Genomic DNA, 21,370 nt, shown 5'->3' with positions numbered 1-21,370 from the left:
GCTAATGAGAGGCTAGATATAGCCTCATTTATTTTTTAAGGGTTTCTATGATTATTTTCACTACAAATTTGGGCAATATCGAGATTGAGTTAGATTTTGAGCGTGCACCTGTGAGTGCGAAAAACTTCTTGAAGTATTGTCAGGATGGTTTTTACGATGGGACGATTTTTCATCGGGTCATCAGTGGTTTTATGGTGCAAGGGGGCGGGTTTACTGCCGAAATGGATGAGAAGCCAACGCGGGCAGCCATAGTCAATGAGGCGAATAAAGGCCTAAAGAATGTGATCGGGACACTGGCAATGGCGAGAACCGATGCACCGCACTCAGCGACTGGGCAGTTCTTTATTAACTTGGCAAATAACACATTTTTAGATCATACCGCGACGACCAATACAGGTTGGGGTTATGCGGTTTTTGGTAAGGTGAGCGCTGGCATGGAGGTGATTAATAAGATAGCTAAAGTGAAAACCATCTCCGTCATGGGTCATGACGATGTGCCGCAGGAGATGATTATTGTCGAAAAGGTGAGTGTGTTTTAAATTGAGCACAAGCTAATATTTGTATTAAAATTGAACTGAGTATACAATTGACTAGTCACTAGTTTAATTTGTTGCAAGTTAAGTGGGGCGGTTGAAAATTGATCACTTGTTGCAATTGTATCCGACATTATGAGATTAATTTGGCTATTTTAAGCTGGATTGTTATGACTGGATTTCAGCAGGTTTTTTCTGCCTAGAATGTCTCAAAGTGGGGGAGGGGAAGTTGTAAGTCTGGGCTTGGAATGTATACTGCGAGCCGAATCTGTCCGATTCTTTAAACAAACTGAGAGATATTAACGATGCGATTTTTTGCACTATCTAAGCTAATCACAAAGTGTCTTTTTTTGATCTTCTTAGGTGGAATTTCAGTTCAAGTGATGGCACGAGATTTAGATGAGATCCAAGCTGAAGGGATATTACGTCATCTTGGTGTTCCCTACGCGAGTTTTGTTACTCAGTATACCGAAGGCAACAAAAAGATTCACAGTGGTTTAGATATAGAGTTGATGCAAAATTTTGCAACACATCTGGGGGTGGAGTATCAGTTCATTCCAGCAACTTGGACGACCGTCTTCGGTAAGCTAACAGGGCGAAATGGTCAGTTTATCAATAATCAAGTGATCTATTCAGAAAGTCAGGACATTGAAGGCGATGTGATGGCCCATGGTGTGACTGTTTTAGATTGGCGTAAAGAGATCGTCGATTTTTCTGATGACTATTTTCCCTCTGCTGTTTGGTTGATTGCACGTATAGAGTCAGATCTTGACCCAATTGTACCAAGTGGTTCAATAAACAAAGATATTACTGCTGTTAAATCATTAATTAAAGGTAGAGAAGTACTGGCGATGAAGCAATCATGTCTGGATCCCGATCTTTATAACCTCTATAAGACAAATGCCAAGGTGATATTATCTGCCAAGCAGCTGCAATTAAATGAGATGGTACCCGCTATCTTAAATAATGAAGCGGAAATGACATTGTTAGATATTGCCGATTCACTCATTGCATTGGAAAAATGGCCGAATAAGATCAAGGTTATTGGTCCTATCTCTGAAGAGCAGAGAATGGCGATGGGATTTAGAAAAGGCTCACCTAAGCTAAGGGAAGCTTTTAATGCGTATTTAAAGCAGATCAGACTTGATGGAAGTTACAAGCAGCTAATCAAGAAATACTATCCAAGTGTGTTTCATTATTACCAAGATTATTTCTCTCTTCCGATAGAATCCCAATAGATATTATGAATATAAAGAAATGGTTTAACAGTAGAACTGCCATTATTATCGCTGGCATTCTTTTAACGGCTTATCTATTTTTAATCCTGACAGTGACCAACTTAGGTCAAAGCAGATTAAAAGAATCTCAACATAATGCTTTGGATCTTAAAGTCAGTAATTATACTGATAATTTGAGCTTTTTCTTCGATGTGAGTCAGGAGAATATTAGCAATCTGAGCAAAAATGGGGCGATTAACACTTATTTTTCTAACCGAGCTGCAGGGATGTCTCTGGAGTATGGACTTAGCTCGAGTCTGTTTAATCTAAGGCAGGCAATCAACACTTTTACTCTAACGAGTATGATAGATCAACATCAGATTTATCAAAGGCTACTGGTTGTTGGTTTAGGTGAAACGGTTATCGCTGACACTGAACCAGATATGTTTTTCGATGTTAGCCAGGTCCCAATGAAATTGATGGAAAGGGCTGATATTAAAATAGTGATGCTATCAACCCAAGATGGGCCAGCGATTACGCTTCTAAATACAATTTACCATCAAGGTAAACCTGTCGCAGTATTGATTGCAGAGATTAATAACGATGTCGTTATTCACCAGCTTTCAACTCAAGAGCATGAGAGTAGTGGTAGCTGTTTAAAGTTGGTTACACCACTTGGTGATATCTTAGTGTGGGACTCGCTTAAGCAATTAGCTGTGTTTAATCCAGTATCCAGGGGCTCTTATAAAGCGATTGGGTCATTTAATCCTAGAAAGCCCCAAAGTCACAGCAATATATCAGCTCATAATATCTACCTCGAGAAAGACATTACTGGGACTCCCTTTAAATTAAAGAGTTGGTTTGAGCCTGTTAACGAGCAGGATATTTTCACCTCAGCTTGGTTTATTGCGGGGATCTCTTTATTGGCACTGCCTGTCATGCTCGGTTTGTTTTATTTAATGAGGGTAAATAACGTTAACTTAGTGTTACAGACTCAAATTCTCGTTTCATCTGAGCAGCAACAGGCACTAACTAACCAAAATGTACTGTTACTTGAAGAGGTCGATAAGCGTAAAGCGTCAGAGAATAAGCTCGCTTATCAGGCGACTCACGATGAACTCACTGGTTTAGCGAACCGAACCCACAGTATGGCTAAATTAGATGAGGCAATTGGAACTGCTCAGGCTAACCAAACTAAAGTGTTGGTTATGTTCCTTGATTTGGATAATTTTAAACAGGTCAATGATACCGTGGGGCATCAAGCTGGAGACGAGCTATTAAAACAAACCAGCGTACGATTACTCAATTCTGTGCGAAATACTGACACAGTGGCTAGATTTGGCGGGGATGAATTCATGATTATTATGTCTGAACTACCTCATCAAAATATGGCTAAGATGCAGTCAAATTCGATATTGAGACTCTTCGAGCAACCATTTCTTATCGATTGCCAAGAGTTTTTTGTGTCGACCAGCATTGGTATGTCTATCTATCCACAGGATGGAGATAGCGCGGAAACTCTACTTAAAAAGGCTGACACTGCGCTGTACCGGGCAAAAGATGCGGGTCGAAATGGCTATAGTTTCTATAACGAGCGTATGAATCAAGAGATACAGCGTAAATTAGCGCTAACTGTTCGTCTGCATCAGGCGATAAATCTTGGTGATATTGAGATCTACTATCAACCGATTTTAGATTTATCTCGCAGAAAAATAGTCGGTGCCGAAGCATTAATGCGGTGGACTGATAATGAGCTAGGTGTTGTATCGCCAGAGGAATTCATTCCGTTATCTGAGAAAAATGGTTTAATTCATAAGCTTGGGGATATAGTTCTACATAAGGCATGTTCACAAGCTGCAAAGTGGCAAGGGATAAGTCCGATAAAAATCGCGATTAATTTCTCTAGTGTACAGTTTAGATATTGCGAGCAGTTACAGGCTAGGATCGTTGAAGTTCTCGCTGAAACAGGTCTTGCTGCAGATAAGTTAGATATGGAGGTGACTGAAAGCTTATTAATTGAAAAAGACAATAGTTTGATGACTATGTTGGCTTACCTTAAACAGTTGGGTATTGAGTTTTCAATTGATGATTTTGGTACTGGGTATTCAGCCTTGAGTTATCTGCAAAAGTTCCCATTCTCCAAGTTAAAAATTGATCGTGCATTTATTAACAAAATGGCGTCAAGTAAGGCAGATAGAGCTCTAGTAACGGCGATACTTGCCATGGCTAAATCCCTGGAATTAAAAGTTGTAGCCGAAGGGATCGAAGATGAGCAGCAAGCTCAATTCCTGCAAAGCCATGGTTGTGAGTTTGGTCAAGGGTTTCTCTTTAGTCGCCCTGTGACTGCGGAGGCATTTACACAATTGCTTTTGGAACAAGAGACCTGCAGTGCCATTGCATGAAAGAACTAGATAGAAAACGGCCTTGAGGATGCCTCAAAGCCGTTTTTTTATGAGTTAATATAGGTATTGATTACGACATTTTTCGGTATAGACGTTTCATCGCTTTGACTAATCCTTCGACATCATCTTCATCATGGAAGAGGTGGGTCGAGATCCGGATAGTGTGGATTTTTTGCATATCCTCTTTTTTGTTATAGAAAGAGGTCGTGCGCACAATATAGCCATACTCTTCATGTAGACGATCGCGAAATTCGGTTAATAACTCGCCGTCGTATTGGTCATAAAAGGGGTTAAAGGTGGTTAAACCGCTTGATAGCTCACGGATATTAGGTGCATAGAAGCTGGCAAACGGGAAGGTGTCGAATAACTCCTCTTTACATAGCTCGCTGAGATCCAGCACTCGCTCTTCAATCACATCTCTGCCAATCTCTTCCCACATAGCGCAACAATCGGCTAACGCTTGCTTAGCTGGGTAGTTATCTTGACCAATAGACTGCAACTTAGCTTGCAGTGCAGTCGAGGAAGAGGATGAGTTTATGCACCAAAGTGGTGTTTCACGGTCATTCCAAAACTCGGCTAAACGCTGGGCATTATCACGTACATACAGGATCCCAGTTGCGCCTGGGCCACACTGCCATTTATGGCCAGCCCCTGAGTAGAAATCGCAGTCAATGTCGTGGAAGTTGAGATTAAACATACCCGGAGTATGGGCACCGTCAATGAGTGTCGGTATACGATTTGGAATAGCGACTTCTTTACAAATACGCTTAGCCGGTAAGGTGGTTCCCGTGGTGTAGGTCACATGAGAGAAAACAATCAAACGAACTCGGCTACCGTATTCAGCGACAGCATCGGCAAATGCGTTAACAAAGTCATCTTCTGAGATCTCGTTCTCGCCGGTATATACAGGGATCTCAACTTCGACGACTTCAACACCATAGCGTTCACTTACGTGTTTAAGCGGTATTGTTACAGCAGGATGCTCATGGTGAGTCGATAAAATGACATCGCCGTCTTCGAACTGCAAGCCGTTAATTATGGAGTTCATACCATCAGTGGTATTACGGTTTAATACGAGTTCGTGATCATCGGCACCAAAGCCTGGAGCGACCTGCTTAGCCAGTTCAATTGTTGGCACATTGCTCTGCCAAGGATTAGCTGAGATCATCTCATTGCTACGAGCGTAAGACTTTAAAATGCTTTTCGGCATCGAGCCAGAGGTGCCCACGTTCATGTAAGTAGTGCGCTTATTTAATACAAATTCCTTACGTACTTTTCTCCACAATTTACTGTCGGAATGATGGCCTTTAAACTGGGTAACCCCTTCTCCATCTCCTTTAGCTGCGGCGATTGATGGAAACATCATAGTGCCAGCACCTGCAAGCACTAATCCAGTCGAGGTTTTCAAAAAATTTCGACGGTTTAAACCTGATGCGACATCTTTATTATCATTATTCATCGTTACTCTCTAATTGAATTATTTTTTGAATAAAATTGTTTATTTAGGGTAAAAATTTAAGGTGAAAAAAGCTCGAAAGTATCAAGCTTATGTTGAGCATTTTCAATATACATTTATCCAGGATGTTATTAGTGAGAAAGAGCTCAAAGCGTGATGAAGCACACAGTTGTAGATATCGATTAAATGTCTTGGGCGCACTTATTAAGGTCTGTAGCGGTAGGCTTATTATTTTATGTCAGAGATTACTGCAAGTTGTACTCTATGGAGGATGTGGTTTGGCTTGTTTGTAACGCTCTGTAACAATTGGTCAGCGTAAAGCTTATCCCTGCTTTGGGATTTTGCTGGTAAGTTGCTGAGAGTAGAGATCCAAATCACAACTTAACAGGTTAAGGGATAATGATGAGATTACCAATGTTAGCTGGTTTGATAGTAGGGGCGAGTTTGACGACTGTAGACGCCGCTCCTTTGTCGTTAAGTGAATTGAATGAAATATTAGTGAGCAGTGATCGCCCTGCAAAAGACAGTGAGCGGGATGATGCACGTAAACCCGCAAAGGTGATGCAATTTGCCAGTGTGGAAAGTGGCGATCATATTTTGGATCTGTTTGCTGGCGGAGGTTGGTATTCAGAGCTCTTCTCGATGGCAGTAGGCCCGACAGGAAAGGTTTATGCTCAAAATGACAATGTGATATGGCGTTTTGCTGAAAAACGTATCATAGAGCGTACCAAAGATAATCGCTTAAATAATGTGGTTCGTTTCGACAAAATCGATATTGCTGATATGGACATTCCCGACAAAAGTATCGATATTGCCTTTACCGCCTTAAATTATCATGACCTTTTCTTTACCTATAATGTGGATGACAAAACCGGTAAGAAAACTGAGTTTCGTCAACAGGCCGTCGATCATAAGGCAGCGCTGGCAAAGGTTAGGGCGTCGTTGAAAGATGATGGTGTATTTATCATCATTGATCATGAGGCTGTAAGAGGTTCAGGTTATGACGCACCAAATTCAGTGCATAGAATTGACTCAAACATCGTCAAGTATCAGATGAAAGAGGCGGGTTTTAGGTTAGTTGAGGAAGCTTTTTACTTGAAGAATCCTGACGATAACAAGGCGATAAATGTGTTCGAAGATGAGACTCGTGGCAAAACGGACAGGTTTATCTATAAGTTCATTAAAAGTTAAATAGTGAAACCATATTGAGCCTTTTGTGGTATATCTTGCGGGGAAATTTATTCTATTAAAGAGAAATAAGATGTTAGCCGTAAATGAGTATTTTGAAGGGCAAGTTAAGTCGATTGGTTTTCAAGGCGAAGGTAAGCCTGCTTCTGTAGGTGTGATGGAAGCGGGAGTGTATGAATTTGGTACTGCTAAGCCTGAAGTGATGCAGGTGCTATCGGGCGCATTGACTGTGCTTTTGCCTGGAAGTGATGAATGGCAGACTTTCAATGCTGGCGATAAATTTGATGTGGTTGGTGACGCTAAGTTTCAGGTGAAAGTTTCTATTCAAACGGCTTACTTGTGTATATATGGCTAATGTTAATTATAAATGGGTAAGCTGCGAAACTTTAGTTAGCAGTTGATTTTTTAATAAAACACCTCTCACTTGAATAAAGTGAGAGGTGTTTTATTTTAATTCATTATATTTGGTCGAGTTTGAGGTTTCTGGCTAAATCTTGCAAGAATCGCTGAGTCTCTTCAGACAGTTTGTTTATTTCTGTCACTGATTCAGATGAACGAGATGCCAATTGGCGAACCTCATCAGCAACGACCGCGAATCCTCGTCCATGCTCTCCGGCACGCGCGGCTTCGATGGCGGCATTGAGGGCGAGTAGGTTAGTTTGGTTGGATATCCCATCGATAACTTTAGCGATATCGGCAATCTCGCTGCTGGATTTAGCCACATTGGCCATAATTTCATTCATACCATCGCGCATCTCGACCTCTTCAGTTACGTCGCGAAGGAAGGCTGTGTATAAAATTCGCCCACTGACCTCAACCTTAGAGAGTGAGAGTGAACCCCATTTTTTACCGCCATCTTTACAAAAAATGGGGACTTCTCTAACGGTGCCGACAATTTTATTTATACCGGTATTTCTGTTTGCATTGACTAAATTGTCATGGTTTGCCTGCAGTTCTAATGGCACTAACATTTTGACATTTTTACCAATAACTTCATCACGTTTATAACCCCACAGTTCTTCTGCTGCTTTATTGAACATGGTCACGATATTGTGCTCATTAATAGAAACTACGCTGTCTAAGGCCTGCTCCAAGGTCTGATCTATTGCTTCTTGTGCCAGCTTATTCTCGGTAATGTCACGCACAAAGGCGGTATAACCTATCTGACCACCTACCTTTATTTTACAGAGAGAAAGATTAGCTTGAATGGTTCGGCCATCGGGTCGGATTAAGTCCAGATCTCGACTGGTACCGACTATTTTATTAATGCCTGTATTACGATTAGCATTGACTAAAGTGTCATGACTGGCTTTTAACTCATTAGGAACCAACATCTTTACATTTTTACCTATGACATCTTCCCTGGATATGCCCCATAAACTTTCAGCTGCCGGATTCATAAATGTGACGATATTATGAGTATCTATGGTGATAACTCCATCGAGAGCTTGCTCAAGTACTTGTTGCATGGTTTCACTAGCCTGACGTTGTGCACTAATATCCCGTGCAAAACCAACGTAACCAACCTCACCTTCATTATCTAATCTGGAGAGAGCTAAATTAATCCATACCTTAGAGCCATCTTTACGCACAAGCTCAACATCACGACTGGTTCCCACAATAACATCTTCACGGGTACGCCGATTTTTGTTAACAAAGCCATCATGCTGGGATTGGAGCTCTTTAGGGACTAACATTTTTACGTTTTTCCCGATCACCTCTTCTTTGCGGTATCCCCACATTTTCATCGCAGCATCATTGATAAAAGTGACGATATTTTGGCCATCTATCATGATCACAGAATCTACAGATTGACCCAGAACTTTTTCAACAGCTTGGCTCCCCGCAGCAGAGATAGCCTCCTGCATCTGCTTATTTCTAAGTTCATTTTGTGCTTCATCGGTTGCAGATGGGGTCTTTGATGAAGAAAAGAAATTTTTTATAAACCCGGCCATATCTGGTTACCTCTTAATCTGTATCATGCTTAAAGGAAAATAGTGATGACATCTCAATGTCGGTTATTTCTTCTTAATTGCGCAGGTATTTTAGGTTTTATAACGTCTTTCCTTCCTGTACCTGTCCAAATTATAGTCAATAATATGAATGCTACTTATTTTGTGTAACTAATTTTGTTTTAAGTGTAGAAAAGTAATAAAAATGAGAGGGTGAACTTATTAAAGTGGGAAGAGATTGGAAAGGGCTTTAGCGAATAGTACGTGATGTGTTCAGCTTGATGATAAATTGACATGAGTTAAAGTTTCACCACATCATTAAACCTCCCAATAGCACTACTAGCTTGTGGTTAAGTCGGGCAAAAGTGTTCCAATGTTTACCCGCTTTTAGACAATGATAAAAAATTATGTTGCTTCAGGTGAGTGTTTACTTCGCTCAAAGTAAATAATATCACTGACATCGTGTTGTTTATCTGACAAGTCATTTAATGCCCAGTTGCTGTGATCATGCTGTTCGGAAAACTCATTAAGTGTCATATGCAACTTACCTAAAGATCTGTGCATCATCTGTGAAATACGGATACAGGCATCCATCGGGTTTTTAGCTAATATTCGCTGGGCATCAACTTGAAACTGCAAGCCCCTTAGACGATGATGATGCTCTTCCGATGCACTGCCTATCACCTGATTGATCTCATCCCTAAGTAAATTATCAAGTTTTTCAGGATTATTTTTTGCCATTTTCATCAAGGTGTCGAAATCTGGAAATTCATGTTGATTCATAATTGTTACCTACCGCTTTATTTATGTACTTGCTCATTACATTCGAACATTTTTTTCTAGCGCAATTTGCATCTTCTGATAGTTAGATAAGGCAATTTTCGAACCAAAAAAGATCAGTTTATTTATCAGTTGGTTAAAAATTTGGATTTGGTTGCGTGTTGCAATAGTGAGACTTGGATTTGCACTGCTACTACATTTGCACTGTTTATGAGTAGGCGAGATAGCGAGGTATTGGCTCTAAATGTAGAGGCATAAAAATGGGATATAAAAAAGGAGGCTGAAAGCCTCCTTTTAGGGTTAAGCGCCTGGAATAGGTGTCTGACCAGTGTGGATCTTTTCAACACTCTTGATAAACATATAGAGGCAAGTCGTCGCTAAACAACCGCCTAAATAGAAGATCAATGCATTGGGAGAATCCGATAGATTCGATGCCAACAAGGGACCAAACACTGAGCCGATACTGTAGCTCAATAACATTATCTCAGTTGCTGAGACGATTTTTTCCATTGCTATTGCATCACAAGCGAGTGTGATAGCTATTGGGTATATCGCGAAACTACAAGCGCCCAACAATAGGTAACTTGCAGTGAGTACCATAAATGAGTGTGACTCTAAAATGCCTATTATAGCCAGTGTACCGAACAGACAAAAAAGTGCCATCAGCAAACTTTTACTCATCTTAGGCGATAAATAGCTCACTAGTGGTTGCACTAACATGCCACCCAAAATGATGGTAGCCATCAATATACCAGTTTGCTCTGCTGAGCCCACCTGATTGGTAATATAAACAGGCATTATTCCGTATATAGGCCCAAGTAACAGTCCTGAAACTAGACAACCGAGCATTGCAGGGCGGCTAAGTTTCTTTATTTCACGAAACTTCATTTTCTGATTATGCTCGTTTTTAGGCTGCCCTTTTTTTATCAATAAAGGAGGCAATATTGCTAGCATTAATAGCACGAGCACACATAAGTAAGGTAATACCCCATTGATTCCAACAGGACCTATACCCAGCTGACCTAAGGCGCTGCCGCCATAAAGAGAGGTCATGTATAGGCCTAAACGTTTAGCCCTCTGTTTCGCGTTATCCGCCATCAGTAGCCAAGACTCGACGACAACGAATATACCAGCAACAGCAAAACCTGCAATAAATCGAGCCAGTAACCAAGTTCCAGCACTTGGAAAGCATAACATCAAGACTATGGTCGAGATCAGTAAGGCCAAAAACAGGATGAATGCAATTCTGTGTCCGGTTTTTGCAACGATACTTTCTATGCAAGTTGCACCGATAAGCAGACCAAAGTAAAAGATACTGGCAAGCCATGGCACAAGTGAATCATCAAGTCCGAAAGAGGATAACGATAGTGGGATTAGGCTCATTAAAAAGCCGGAAGCCACAGCGAAAAACGATAGCCCTGCTACTGGGACGAACGTGCTATTTTTGTTTGTTTCATTAGTGTTAATTGTCACATTCATCCCCTTTAACTTGTTTTTAACTAGTCTAGGTGTCTTTGGTGGTGTAAGTCGTGATTAACCAACGAATGGTTATTTTTTGCGAATGTATTCTCATTTTAATCAGAAGTAAAGAAAATAAATTATCTATAAAGATTATTTTTATATGTTTGCTTTTATATTCATTAATAACATCTAGTTACGTTGATGTGTTGTTTTTATTTTTGATGGTGATTAATTTGTTATTTTTACTTTTTTCTTATACTTAATCTTTGAGTAATGAAATTTTGTATATATGACATAGTCATTTCTTTCGGTGTTTTTAGTGTTGTTTACTGCTTGTGGGTGCTACTAGGGTGTAGTATTCATATGAAGCTCTGTTTATTCTATATTTTCTTTTTTGGTTTAGGTTGGTTGAAAATTACAAGGGAGAAATGTAAACGCAAAACTGATAGCCTAAATATAATGGATAACATTTGCACAATAGGGAGTGAAACCGAATGGATTTTGGGCTGGTTAAGGCTGGATCCGAGGATCGTGATTTTTTATTAACACTGAGGCTTTTGACTATGGTGGATCACTTAGAGGAAGCGGGAATATTCTTGACTCAAGCGGAGCATCTGTCTCGGCTCGATGAGGCTTATGATTGCTCACATCTGATCATCTGTCAGCAAGAGAGAGTTGGGACATTGAAGTTTCGCGAGGAGAGTGACAAGTTTGAGATCATGCAGATCCAAATCTCACCTGCTCATCAGGGTTATGGTTTAGGTAAGATGGTACTGGGTCGGGTTATCGAGTGGTCGATGAGTAGTGGTAAACCGATTGAGCTCACTGTATTGAAAGCTAATCCGGCTAAAGAACTCTATTTACGCTTAGGGTTTACTTTAGTAGCTGAGGATGAAGATGAGTTTCATATGTTACGTGCTCCAGCTTAGCTTATGAAGTTTGGGGGATCTATTCCGGAGAACTTGGTTTCAGTGTTATCAGAACATGAGACAAGATCAACTGAAGCCAAATATACAACCATTGCAGCTTGGTCATTAGCCGTAGCGCGAAGCTTAAATGCTTCGGGTATAGAGCCTAGCGCGATATTTGAAGATGCAGGTTTGTCCTTGGCTCAGTTAGAATCGGATCCGGATTCTCGCGTTCCCATCGATTTGATGACTCGGTTTTGGCATGGTGTCGAAGTTGCGACACAGTCGGCTTCATTTGGTCTAAGGGTGGGTCAGTATGCCTACCCAATGCATTTTAGGGCTCTGGGGCGTCTGATGATGACCTCTGATACCTTAGCTTTAGCTTTTGAGAGGTTACCTAGTTACTATGCGTTGGTGAGTAACTCAGCCAGCATCAAGTTACAGCGAACGCCTCAGTTGCTAGGTTTCACTATTACACCTCTTGATGGGGTTGATATTAGTCATATGGCAATAGATGCATTTTTTGCCACCTTGATGCACCACGGTGACTTGATGATAGGTGACTCCAGCTTTATTCACCGTGTCGACTTGATGCGAGCAGAGCCAAAAGATCCTACTCCTTGGGTGGCGTGCTTTAAGGTCAAAGTCTCATTTAACAAACAGGAAAACTGTATGTGGATGGACAGAGGTATGCTTGAAAAGTCCACTGTGATGGCAGATCCTAAATTGGCGGCAGAGAACGAGCATCAAGTGCGCCAATATTTACATCAGATGCAGGCGCTTACATGGAGAGAGAAGACCTATCAGGCGATACATGCAATGCTAGTTGTTGGTGATCCAACGGCTGCTAAAGCGGCAAAAATCTATAACATCAGTGAGCGAACCTTGAGTCGATACCTGCAATTAGAGGGCACCAATTTTAGGCTGTTATTGCAAGATAAACGTAAGGAGCTGGCGCATTATTATCTGGGAAATAGTGAGCTAAGTGTGACTCAATTGGCCGATAAGCTCGGTTATACCTGTTTAAGTAACTTTACCCGAGCATTTCATCTCTGGTATGGGATTAGTCCCAGCCGATACCGTCTACACCTAAGCGCCTCCTACAAAAAATAGAACATGATTCAAATTCTGTTTAATTGATGGTTGGCGGAAAATGATAACCCCAGTGTTGTGGAGATGTAATAGGTTAGTTTGAATTGTTATCGATAGAGCTTAGCCATATGTTGAATCTTCCTACCTACTTTACGACACTCTCGAGCCCGAATATCAGGACTAATGTTAAATCCATAAGAGAGCAAGCCGGCAAAGCGTTTAGCTTTGTACTTCCTTACTCAATGAGCTTGTTGTTGGTGGCATGTGTGCCGGATAAGCCACCGATAAATGGGAGTGAGTCAAGTCGCGTAGATGCTGAGGGTTTCTCTCCGGCTTCGGATTACACCATTGCGGCTAATAGCCAATTACTAACGCAGCTTCCATTTGAAAACACCCAAGATTTTACTGATGCCAAACGTGGCTTAATTGCCACTCTTCCTAATCTCAAAGTGAGTGGTTCACAAGAGGAGACGATATGGAACACACCTGAATATGAGTTTATTCATGGAGACGCCCCCGCCAGTGTGAATCCTAGCCTGTGGCGTCAGGCTAGCCTGAATAATATCCAAGGCTTGTTCGAGGTGACTAAGGGGGTGTATCAGATCCGTGGTTTCGATCTGGCTAATATGACCCTTATTGAGGGGAGAAGTGGCTGGATCATTGTCGATCCGCTCACCACCGCCGAAACCGCTCGTGCTGCGATGGACTTCGTGAATCAACAGCTAGGTGAAAAGCCCGTTGCTGCCATTATATTTACCCACAGCCATATGGATCATTTTGGTGGGGCACTAGGACTTTTTAAGGGAGATATTGACACTGAGTTGGCTGGGATCGATATTGTCGCCCCCGCTGGATTTATGCATGAAGCGACCAGTGAAAATGTCATGGCGGGAACGGCCATGAGTCGCCGCGCCATGTATATGTATGGTAAGCAACTGCCTCGGAGCGAGAGAGGGCATATCGACTCAGGTTTAGGTAAAGAGCCAGCGTTTGGCACCTTTGGTATTTTATCACCGACTCTCTCGGTTGAAATTGATGAGTCACATATCATTGATGGGATCCAATTTGATTTTCAAATCGTGTCGGGCTCAGAAGCTCCCGCCGAGTTCACTTTTTATCTGCCTGAGCAGAAAGCCTATTGCGGTGCTGAGCTGGTGTCTAAGACTATGCATAACCTCTATACCTTAAGGGGCGCTAAAGTGAGGGATGCGCTACAGTGGAGCCGTTCTATCGATAATGCGTTAATGGAGCAAGGAGAGGCACAAGTCTACTTTGGCAGTCACCATTGGCCCATATGGGGTAATGGTGCCATCTCAGACTTCTTAGAGACGCAAAGAGATACCTATAAATATATTCATGATCAATCGGTACGTATGCTTAATGCTGGTTTGACGCCAAATGAGATTGCAGAAGAGATCCAGATGCCACCTTCGTTATCGAATACATTTTCGAGTCGAGGGTACTATGGAACGGCCAAGCATAATGCCAAAGCTGTGTATCAAGCTTATCTTGGCTGGTATGACGCCAATCCTGTGAATTTAGACCCTCTGCCCCAAGAAAGTGCGGCTGTTAAGTATGTCGCGGTGATGGGAGGGGCTGACGCGGTGTTAAAGCATGCTCAGGCAGCTTACTCTGAAGGAAGTTATCGTTGGGCTGCTGAGCTGCTAAATCACTTAGTGTTCGCCGACAGCGACAATAGTGCGGCCAAAGCCTTATTGGCTAACACCTATGATCAGTTAGGTTATCAGGCTGAGTCGGCTCCTTGGCGAGATGTTTACCTTTCAGCCGCGTATGAGCTGCGCCACGGAGCACCAGAGAAGGGAATTGATCTGGCTTCGATGAAACAGATCTTATTGCGATCGCCGGTGGAGAACTTCCTGCAATCCATGGCGTCACGAGTGGTAGGCCCTGATGCGTTTGGTGAGGAACTTGTACTCAATATCCATTTCACCGATCTCGATGAAAATTACGTACTGACCCTTAAAAATGCGGTGTTAAACCATAGAAAAGCACCGAAAAATGCCGATGCCGATGCGACATTGAATATCAGTCATGAGCTCTTTATCGATATCATCATAGGTAGCGCCAGTGCTGCGGATATACTCTTTTCAGATGAACTGGGTATTGAGGGCAGTAAGCTCGATCTGGTGAGCTTTTTCGGGTTACTGGATAAGCCAAAAGGCGTGTTTAATATTGTTACACCATAATGTAGATGCCTTCGAATGAAGGTAGGTTTCATTTTCTGATTTAGCTTCTGGCTGAGTTGGTATTGGGAGTTTTTTTAAGTCGAACTTTCATTGTTACTTATCACCTGCGGTGAGCTAATGTGTAGAAATTTTTGTGACACGACACAAATATACCCCTATAGTCCCGGCCGTGACATCCATGTCACGGACGGTCACAGCCGTATCGACACCTGATGATTTAAAGCAGGATATCTCTTCGATTTGGCTTTTTTGAGTTGTAGTGAGCTGCTTTTGATTCTCTCCGTGTCTTCAGTGAACTCCGTGGCGAAAATCTTGTAAGTTATTGAATGAAGGTTGATTAGGTTTTACGAATAGCTTTGAATTTTGAGTTTTCAGAAATGGTTAATACTGCCTGTCGTCATCCTGAATTGGTTTCAGGATCTAGCTTGAAGATGGTGCTTTCATTATGGTTTACTGATGCAGGCCACTTTAAGAACCCTAACTTCAAACTATAATTTATAGTTGAAATATATGTCTAAAATAGTTGATTAAAGTGAACTCATTTTAATGCAGTAATGGCTTGGAACTCACATTCAGTACATGCTAAATAAGCGCATATTTGCTAATCTAGGTCGCTGAAGTTGTAACTGCTTAAATCCCACGTGAATTCAACGTAATTGTATCGTATTTGAGGGTGTACATGGACGACCATATCGTAATTTTAATCATCGCCTTACTGGTACTGCTTTACGGCTATATCTCTAAAGCTTTGTCCCGATTTAATATTTCTGGCCCCATGATGTTTACCTGCTTTGGGATATTAATTTCTCCCTTAGGCTTTAATATTACTCAGGTGGAGGTCGATGCTGGTTTTGTGAAAATAATCGTTGAGATCGCTTTGGTCCTAGTGTTGTTTGCCGATGCTGCTCTGCTGGATTTCAAGTTATTAAAACAATCCTGGAAAATCCCCGCTCGTCTGTTATTCATAGGTTTACCTATCACCATTGTTGCCGGAACTTTTGTTGCAACGCTTATCTTCCCCGACGAGCCTGTGACTTATCTGCTCTTGCTGGCGTTACTGCTTACGCCGACTGATGCCGCGTTGGGCAAAGCTGTGGTAACGGATCCAAAAGTGCCTGAAAGGATCCGCTTGAGCATCAATGTTGAGAGTGGCTTAAACGATGGTATCGTCTTCCCCATAGTGTTAACTGTGGTTGCAATGATCCTTAGTGGCTTAACGGAAACCCAAAATAACGACTGGATGGGCTATGTGGTTGAACAAATTGTGTTTGGGGCCTTGGTGGGTGGCGCTGTTGGCTACCTAGGCACTAAGTTCACCATGAAGGCCGTTGAGAGGAGATGGATGGAGTTGAATTATGAGAATCTTATTCCCATAGCTTTAGCTATTTTGTCTTTTTATTTGGCCGAGTCATTCGGTGGTAATGGTTTTATCGCTGCTTTTTTTGCGGGTCTTTACGCGGGCAATACGAGTGAAACAACCAGACAACATATTGAGGGTTTTACCGAGACTGAAGGTGAATTATTTGTACTTGTGAGCTTCTTTTTATTCGGTTTGGTCTTTGTTCCTATCACCTTACCCTATATTACTTTTGATGTTGTTTTATATGCTTTTTTAAGCCTAACCGTACTGAGAATGCTTCCTGTAATGATCAGTTTGATTGGTGCCAAATTGGATCTAGCTACCATGGCGTTTATCGCATGGTTTGGCCCACGGGGCATAGCTTCAATTCTGTACGTGTTAATCGTTGTTCATGATATGGGGACGATGCAAGGGTTAGAAACCATCTATGCCATCGTCACTTTGACCGTGTTAATGAGTATTCTTGCCCATGGCTTAACAGCCCAGCCATTTGCTAATTTATATGTCAAATCTCACAAGGAATAGATAACAAATCAGTAAGTATTTTAATCTGCAAGTTTATGCTTAGCTAAGTTAGCTAATTACTGAATTGAGTAAATATCGTTGACTTATCATAGATAAAACCACTTAATGAGATTAATTGTTATTCTCATTAAGTGGTTTGTATGTGTCAATGTTTCCCACAGTTTGAACGTCAAGATCCTGCGATTAATGTGCTGCGCCATAAGATACGCCATGGTGAAGAGGTTGATAATCCAAGTTTGGTGCTGATCTGGTTTTCCATGGAGGAAGCTTTGGTGGGAGGGTGTAAGCATGCCGCTTGGTCTCTTTATGTCGCGGAATATCAATTACTGCTCGATACTTTATCTGATGACATGCTCTCAAGTCACTGGCGGCTCTGGTGCTTAGATAACATCTATAAGCCTCTTAGCGTGTTGTCGAGGCTGGTGGATTGTGATTCTCAAAAACAAGAGTTAGAAAAACTCTTTTATGAATTAAGAATCACTAGCCAGTTCTTTAAACCTGGTTTTGCTCACTGAAACAGCTCATAGAAACGGGGGCAATGTATATCAAACGGCAATGAGGATGAATAGAAAGATCATGAATACACGTATTGAAAGAGACAGTATGGGAGAACTTCAGGTTCCGGCTTCAGCGCTCTATGGTGCTCAAACCCAGCGAGCGGTGAATAACTTTCCTATCAGTGGCAAAACTCTGCCTAAAGCCTTTATTAGAGCCTTACTTATGGCTAAATCGGCTGCGGCTCAAGCTAATGCCAAACTAGCATTGTTACCACAAGATATGGCTGATGCAATCTCAGATGCAGTAAGCCAACTGCTTAACGAGCAAAATATGATGCAACATTTCCCTGTTGACGTGTTTCAAACTGGCTCGGGCACCAGCTCGAATATGAATGCCAATGAAGTTTTAGCCACTTTGGCCTCTAAAATAGCGGGCCAAACCGTCGGCGCAAATGATCATGTTAATTATGGTCAAAGCAGCAACGATATTATTCCATCCTGTATTCATATCAGCGCGGCGATGGAGCTAGACGGACACCTTCTACCTGCGCTTAAGCATCTGTTGAAAGTGATTAAGCAAAAAGCCGATGAAGTTGATCATCATGTGAAGACTGGGCGAACTCATCTGATGGATGCAATGCCGGTGCGTATGAGCCAGAGCTTGCTGAGTTGGGCGAGCCAGATAGAGCAAAATATCGAACTGATTGATGGAATAAGGCCTAAGTTACACAGCCTCGCGCAGGGAGGCACTGCGGTGGGAACAGGCATTAATGCCCATAAGGATTTCGCCGCCGAGTTTAACCGTATACTCAGTGAAGCAACCGGTTTAACCTTTATGTCCGCGAACAATTTTTTCAGTCACATAGGCACTCAAGATATCGCGGTTGCTTTGTCGGGTCAGCTGAAAACCATCGCGGTGTCTATGATGAAAATAGCTAACGATCTCCGTTGGATGAACTCAGGGCCGTTAGCGGGTTTTGGTGAGATTGAACTGCAAGCCTTGCAACCTGGGTCATCGATTATGCCGGGTAAGGTAAACCCAGTGATCCCTGAAGCTGCCGCTATGGTTGCCGCTCAGGTTATTGGAAACGATTGCGCCATCACCATTGGTGGTCAATCAGGTAATTTTGAATTAAATGTCATGTTGCCTATGATTGCAGACAACTTGCTTTCCAGTATCAATCTACTTGCCAATGTAAGTTATCTACTGGCAGACAAAGCGATAGCCACTTTCATTGTCAATGAGGCGCAGTTACAGAAAGTATTGGCGCGTAACCCCATCTTAGTCACCGCTTTGAATCCGATTATTGGATATGCCAAAGCCGCTGATATTGCCAAGAAAGCCTACAAGGAGGGTCGACCAGTACTCGACGTTGCCGAAGAGGAAACGGATATCCCACGAGGAGAGTTAGAGGTGCTATTAGACCCAACTAAGCTCACCTTAGGTGGTTTGTAATACAGTGCTTCGATTTGAGTTTTATTGAATGACATTTTTACGGCTGGAGCCGTCAAGTTGCCTCATTCGTGGTTAAAAGTGTTTAAAGTTTAAGGCAAAAAAATTTTCACCACGGAGCGCTACGCTTCACGGAGATCACAGAGAAGAGCAGGAGCTCTTGCTGTTGATTTTCTCCGTGGTGAATCGCTTTGTTTGGAAATAGTGCGGGAAATAGAGGAAATAGAGGGAAATAGTGCCACCCATTCTAAATGGCATAACTTCATGTCACTTACTAAGCTTTAATGATGAGCTTAAGTGAGAGGTTGTTATGCCGCGTCCAAGAATAACTCAAATTAGTATTGAAGACACGCCTTGGTACCATTGTTGCTCACGAGTATCTCGACAGGGAAATAGTGCCACCCATTCTAAATGGCATAACTTCATGTCACTTACTAAGCTTTAATGATGAGCTTAAGTGAGAGGTTGTTATGCCGCGTCCAAGAATAACTCAAATTAGTATTGAAGACACGCCTTGGTACCATTGTTGCTCACGAGTATCTCGACGAGCCATACTTTTGGGGGATGATAAATTCACAGGGAAAAACTATGACCATCGGCGTGGTTGGGTCGAATCTCAGTTGCTAAAGTTAGCGGGTGTATTTGCAATTGATGTTGCCGCCTATGCAGTGATGTCAAACCATCTCCATCTTGTTCTGAACGTTGATATTTATGAGTCTAATCGTTGGACTGATAGAGAAGTGGTGGAGCACTGGCATCAACTATTCAAAGGGACTGACATTACTCAGAAGTTTGCTCAAGGTGAAGTGATTGAAAGCCATGAAGTTAACAATTTAAAACATTCGATAGCCGAATACCGAAGTCGATTAAGTGACATATCTTGGTTTATGAGAGCATTAAACGAACCCATTGCTCGAATGGCGAATAAGGAAGATGGTTGTACGGGGCGATTTTGGGAGGGGCGCTTTAAAAGTCAGGCGTTATTGGATGAAGCTGCAGTATTGGCTTGCATGGCTTATGTTGACCTCAATCCCATTCGAGCAAAAGTGGCTGATACGCCAGAGTAATCAGATCACACTAGTATCCAACTTAGAATAAAGTCTGCCATAAACGATGAGCAGCCAGCGAAGCTACTACCCTTTATTGGGGATGAACGCCTTAATCAACCTAAAGGGATAAATTTCACACTGAAGGACTATCTTGTATTAGTTGATGAAACGGGCAGAATCATTTGTGATGACAAGCGAAGCGCAATTTCTGCTAGTGCTGAAAAGATACTTCACAGACTCAATATTCCCAGTAATAACTGGATAAAAATCATTACTGACTTTGGCAAACTATTTCATGGTCCAGTAGGAACACTGCAAGAGCTAACCCGCTATTGTGAACATTTGGGAAAGCGACGACGGCATTTCTCTCGTAGCTGTCAGCACCTACAAGCAGACTAAGAATGTTAAACATTTCACCCTAAAATAGGCTCATAAACACAGAGTCAAAAAGTTCTGCCTGAATTTCATCATATATGCCGAATACAATGGTTTTTCCTCCGTTACAGCACCGTAAAGTTTGAACCACTCGCTTGGGGTCTTGCGTAAACTAGTAGAGCATTAAACCGTATGCTAAAGATTCAGTATGCTATTGATTTATAATGGGTGGCTTTGATTTTTGTGCAGTTGTTTAATCAAACGTTAGGCAATGGGGAGAAGCATGGTTGCTGTAAAAAGGATTCAGTCAGGTCAATACTCTGTATCTGATGGAAGGTATATTATCAAAGAGGGTTCAAGCTGGTATGTACTAAATAGTGAACAAAAACATGACTTCGGGCCATTACCAACATTGGCAGCAGCAAAACAATATGTTACTAACGGTACAACCCCTATTGGTGAACACAATCTAGCTTCAAATCATGGGCGTCGGCAAAGCAAAAAAGAGTTCAATGCATATTTGGCTTCAGAGGCAGAGAATGGAAATCTCGGCCCTGCGATTATATACGCTTATAGTTGCGATATGTGTACTTTTCTTCGTCGTTCGGGGTTATTAAATGCCAAATACTTTGGTGAATACCACATTAACAAGTGCAATAAAATCTGACGATTGAGTCTTGTCATTGTTTTTGAATGACAAGCTAACGCGCCGTTGTTACCAGTACCGAGTCTGTAGAATTACTCCCAAGTTGAAATAATGGGTGACATTTACGTTGAGAGACCCCGTAAAAGCCCTTCTTTAGAAGGGCACTAATAAACGGGTCGTAGCGAATTAGGCAAAATCGAAGAGATAAATAATCAGGTGTGAATGCGGCTGTGACCTTCCGTGACAGGGATGTCACGGTAGAGCCCACA

The 21,370-nt window shown here is 42.0% G+C and carries 15 protein-coding genes and 3 pseudogenes; 13 read left to right on the top strand and 5 right to left on the bottom strand.

Annotated elements, in window-relative coordinates; all coding sequences use genetic code 11:
• Positions 1–47: 47 nt before the first annotated feature.
• The 3 genes from HWQ47_RS24115 to HWQ47_RS24105 all read left to right on the top strand — a co-directional run bounded on the left by HWQ47_RS24115 (position 48) and on the right by HWQ47_RS24105 (position 4,152).
• Complete coding sequence (locus tag HWQ47_RS24115; protein ID WP_269968515.1) at positions 48–539, top strand: peptidylprolyl isomerase; 492 nt, start codon at positions 48–50, stop codon at positions 537–539.
• A 299-nt stretch (positions 540–838) separates the two neighbouring features.
• Positions 839–1,771 (top strand): transporter substrate-binding domain-containing protein, encoded by a 933-nt coding sequence (locus HWQ47_RS24110; protein WP_269968514.1) that lies wholly within the window; start codon positions 839–841, stop codon positions 1,769–1,771.
• 5 nt (positions 1,772–1,776) lie between these two features.
• The gene (locus tag HWQ47_RS24105; protein WP_269968513.1) at positions 1,777–4,152 is read left to right on the top strand and encodes a putative bifunctional diguanylate cyclase/phosphodiesterase; all 2,376 of its coding nucleotides are present in this window, start codon (positions 1,777–1,779) and stop codon (positions 4,150–4,152) included.
• A 70-nt stretch (positions 4,153–4,222) separates the two neighbouring features.
• Here HWQ47_RS24105 and HWQ47_RS24100 read toward each other — a convergent pair whose 3' ends face one another.
• Positions 4,223–5,611, bottom strand: a complete 1,389-nt coding sequence (locus HWQ47_RS24100) for an aminotransferase class V-fold PLP-dependent enzyme (RefSeq protein ID WP_269968512.1) — start codon at positions 5,609–5,611, stop codon at positions 4,223–4,225.
• Between the two features lie 396 nt (positions 5,612–6,007).
• Here HWQ47_RS24100 and HWQ47_RS24095 point away from each other — a divergent pair, with 396 nt between their 5' ends.
• Both HWQ47_RS24095 and ppnP read left to right on the top strand, forming a co-directional pair.
• Positions 6,008–6,799, top strand: a complete 792-nt coding sequence (locus tag HWQ47_RS24095) for a class I SAM-dependent methyltransferase (protein ID WP_269968511.1) — start codon at positions 6,008–6,010, stop codon at positions 6,797–6,799.
• 70 nt (positions 6,800–6,869) lie between these two features.
• On the top strand, positions 6,870–7,151 hold the full coding sequence (ppnP, locus tag HWQ47_RS24090) for a pyrimidine/purine nucleoside phosphorylase (RefSeq protein WP_269968510.1): 282 nt from the start codon (positions 6,870–6,872) through the stop codon (positions 7,149–7,151).
• Between the two features lie 103 nt (positions 7,152–7,254).
• Here the strand turns inward: ppnP and HWQ47_RS28145 are convergent.
• From HWQ47_RS28145 to HWQ47_RS24075, 4 genes and pseudogenes are all read right to left on the bottom strand, one after another.
• Positions 7,255–7,485, bottom strand: a pseudogene (locus HWQ47_RS28145) (methyl-accepting chemotaxis protein); the annotation flags it as partial.
• A 120-nt stretch (positions 7,486–7,605) separates the two neighbouring features.
• A pseudogene (locus HWQ47_RS24085) lies at positions 7,606–8,664 on the bottom strand (bifunctional diguanylate cyclase/phosphodiesterase); the annotation flags it as partial.
• A 489-nt stretch (positions 8,665–9,153) separates the two neighbouring features.
• Positions 9,154–9,531: a DUF3135 domain-containing protein gene (locus HWQ47_RS24080; RefSeq protein WP_269968508.1), complete on the bottom strand. Its 378-nt coding sequence runs from the start codon at positions 9,529–9,531 to the stop codon at positions 9,154–9,156.
• Between the two features lie 297 nt (positions 9,532–9,828).
• Positions 9,829–11,001 (bottom strand): MFS transporter, encoded by a 1,173-nt coding sequence (locus tag HWQ47_RS24075; protein WP_269968507.1) that lies wholly within the window; start codon positions 10,999–11,001, stop codon positions 9,829–9,831.
• A 482-nt stretch (positions 11,002–11,483) separates the two neighbouring features.
• On the opposite strand from HWQ47_RS24075, the gene HWQ47_RS24070 reads away from it, so the two are divergent.
• From HWQ47_RS24070 to HWQ47_RS24035, 8 genes and pseudogenes are all read left to right on the top strand, one after another.
• Positions 11,484–11,918 (top strand): GNAT family N-acetyltransferase, encoded by a 435-nt coding sequence (locus HWQ47_RS24070; protein ID WP_269968506.1) that lies wholly within the window; start codon positions 11,484–11,486, stop codon positions 11,916–11,918.
• A 3-nt stretch (positions 11,919–11,921) separates the two neighbouring features.
• Positions 11,922–13,010: an AraC family transcriptional regulator gene (locus HWQ47_RS24065; RefSeq protein WP_269968505.1), complete on the top strand. Its 1,089-nt coding sequence runs from the start codon at positions 11,922–11,924 to the stop codon at positions 13,008–13,010.
• Between the two features lie 221 nt (positions 13,011–13,231).
• The gene (locus HWQ47_RS24060; protein ID WP_269971848.1) at positions 13,232–15,196 is read left to right on the top strand and encodes an alkyl/aryl-sulfatase; all 1,965 of its coding nucleotides are present in this window, start codon (positions 13,232–13,234) and stop codon (positions 15,194–15,196) included.
• Between the two features lie 679 nt (positions 15,197–15,875).
• The gene (locus tag HWQ47_RS24055) at positions 15,876–17,081 is read left to right on the top strand and encodes a cation:proton antiporter (protein WP_269968504.1); all 1,206 of its coding nucleotides are present in this window, start codon (positions 15,876–15,878) and stop codon (positions 17,079–17,081) included.
• A gap of 140 nt (positions 17,082–17,221) precedes the next feature.
• Positions 17,222–17,596, top strand: a complete 375-nt coding sequence (locus HWQ47_RS24050; protein ID WP_269968503.1) for a hypothetical protein — start codon at positions 17,222–17,224, stop codon at positions 17,594–17,596.
• 61 nt (positions 17,597–17,657) lie between these two features.
• Complete coding sequence (locus tag HWQ47_RS24045) at positions 17,658–19,034, top strand: class II fumarate hydratase (protein ID WP_269968502.1); 1,377 nt, start codon at positions 17,658–17,660, stop codon at positions 19,032–19,034.
• Between the two features lie 467 nt (positions 19,035–19,501).
• Positions 19,502–20,479 (top strand): annotated as a pseudogene (locus tag HWQ47_RS24040) (transposase).
• 259 nt (positions 20,480–20,738) lie between these two features.
• Complete coding sequence (locus HWQ47_RS24035; protein WP_269968501.1) at positions 20,739–21,122, top strand: hypothetical protein; 384 nt, start codon at positions 20,739–20,741, stop codon at positions 21,120–21,122.
• The last annotated feature ends 248 nt before the right edge of the window (positions 21,123–21,370 follow it).

This window comes from Shewanella sp. MTB7, from assembly GCF_027571385.1.
Lineage (GTDB): Bacteria > Pseudomonadota > Gammaproteobacteria > Enterobacterales > Shewanellaceae > Shewanella.
This window is presented reverse-complemented; position numbering and strand designations above follow the sequence as displayed.

Bases quoted from the DNA above. Each gene is read 5' to 3' on its own strand.
- HWQ47_RS24055 (WP_269968504.1), top strand. From the start codon at position 15,876: ATGGACGACCATATCGTAATTTTAATCATCGCCTTACTGGTACTGCTT.
- HWQ47_RS24070 (WP_269968506.1), top strand. From the start codon at position 11,484: ATGGATTTTGGGCTGGTTAAGGCTGGATCCGAGGATCGTGATTTTTTA.
- HWQ47_RS24050 (WP_269968503.1), top strand. From the start codon at position 17,222: ATGTGTCAATGTTTCCCACAGTTTGAACGTCAAGATCCTGCGATTAAT.
- HWQ47_RS24095 (WP_269968511.1), top strand. From the start codon at position 6,008: ATGATGAGATTACCAATGTTAGCTGGTTTGATAGTAGGGGCGAGTTTG.
- HWQ47_RS24105 (WP_269968513.1), top strand. From the start codon at position 1,777: ATGAATATAAAGAAATGGTTTAACAGTAGAACTGCCATTATTATCGCT.
- HWQ47_RS24110 (WP_269968514.1), top strand. From the start codon at position 839: ATGCGATTTTTTGCACTATCTAAGCTAATCACAAAGTGTCTTTTTTTG.
- HWQ47_RS24060 (WP_269971848.1), top strand. From the start codon at position 13,232: ATGAGCTTGTTGTTGGTGGCATGTGTGCCGGATAAGCCACCGATAAAT.
- HWQ47_RS24080 (WP_269968508.1), bottom strand. From the start codon at position 9,531: ATGAATCAACATGAATTTCCAGATTTCGACACCTTGATGAAAATGGCA.
- ppnP (WP_269968510.1), top strand. From the start codon at position 6,870: ATGTTAGCCGTAAATGAGTATTTTGAAGGGCAAGTTAAGTCGATTGGT.
- HWQ47_RS24035 (WP_269968501.1), top strand. From the start codon at position 20,739: ATGGTTGCTGTAAAAAGGATTCAGTCAGGTCAATACTCTGTATCTGAT.
- HWQ47_RS24045 (WP_269968502.1), top strand. From the start codon at position 17,658: ATGAATACACGTATTGAAAGAGACAGTATGGGAGAACTTCAGGTTCCG.
- HWQ47_RS24115 (WP_269968515.1), top strand. From the start codon at position 48: ATGATTATTTTCACTACAAATTTGGGCAATATCGAGATTGAGTTAGAT.
- HWQ47_RS24065 (WP_269968505.1), top strand. From the start codon at position 11,922: ATGAAGTTTGGGGGATCTATTCCGGAGAACTTGGTTTCAGTGTTATCA.
- HWQ47_RS24100 (WP_269968512.1), bottom strand. From the start codon at position 5,611: ATGAATAATGATAATAAAGATGTCGCATCAGGTTTAAACCGTCGAAAT.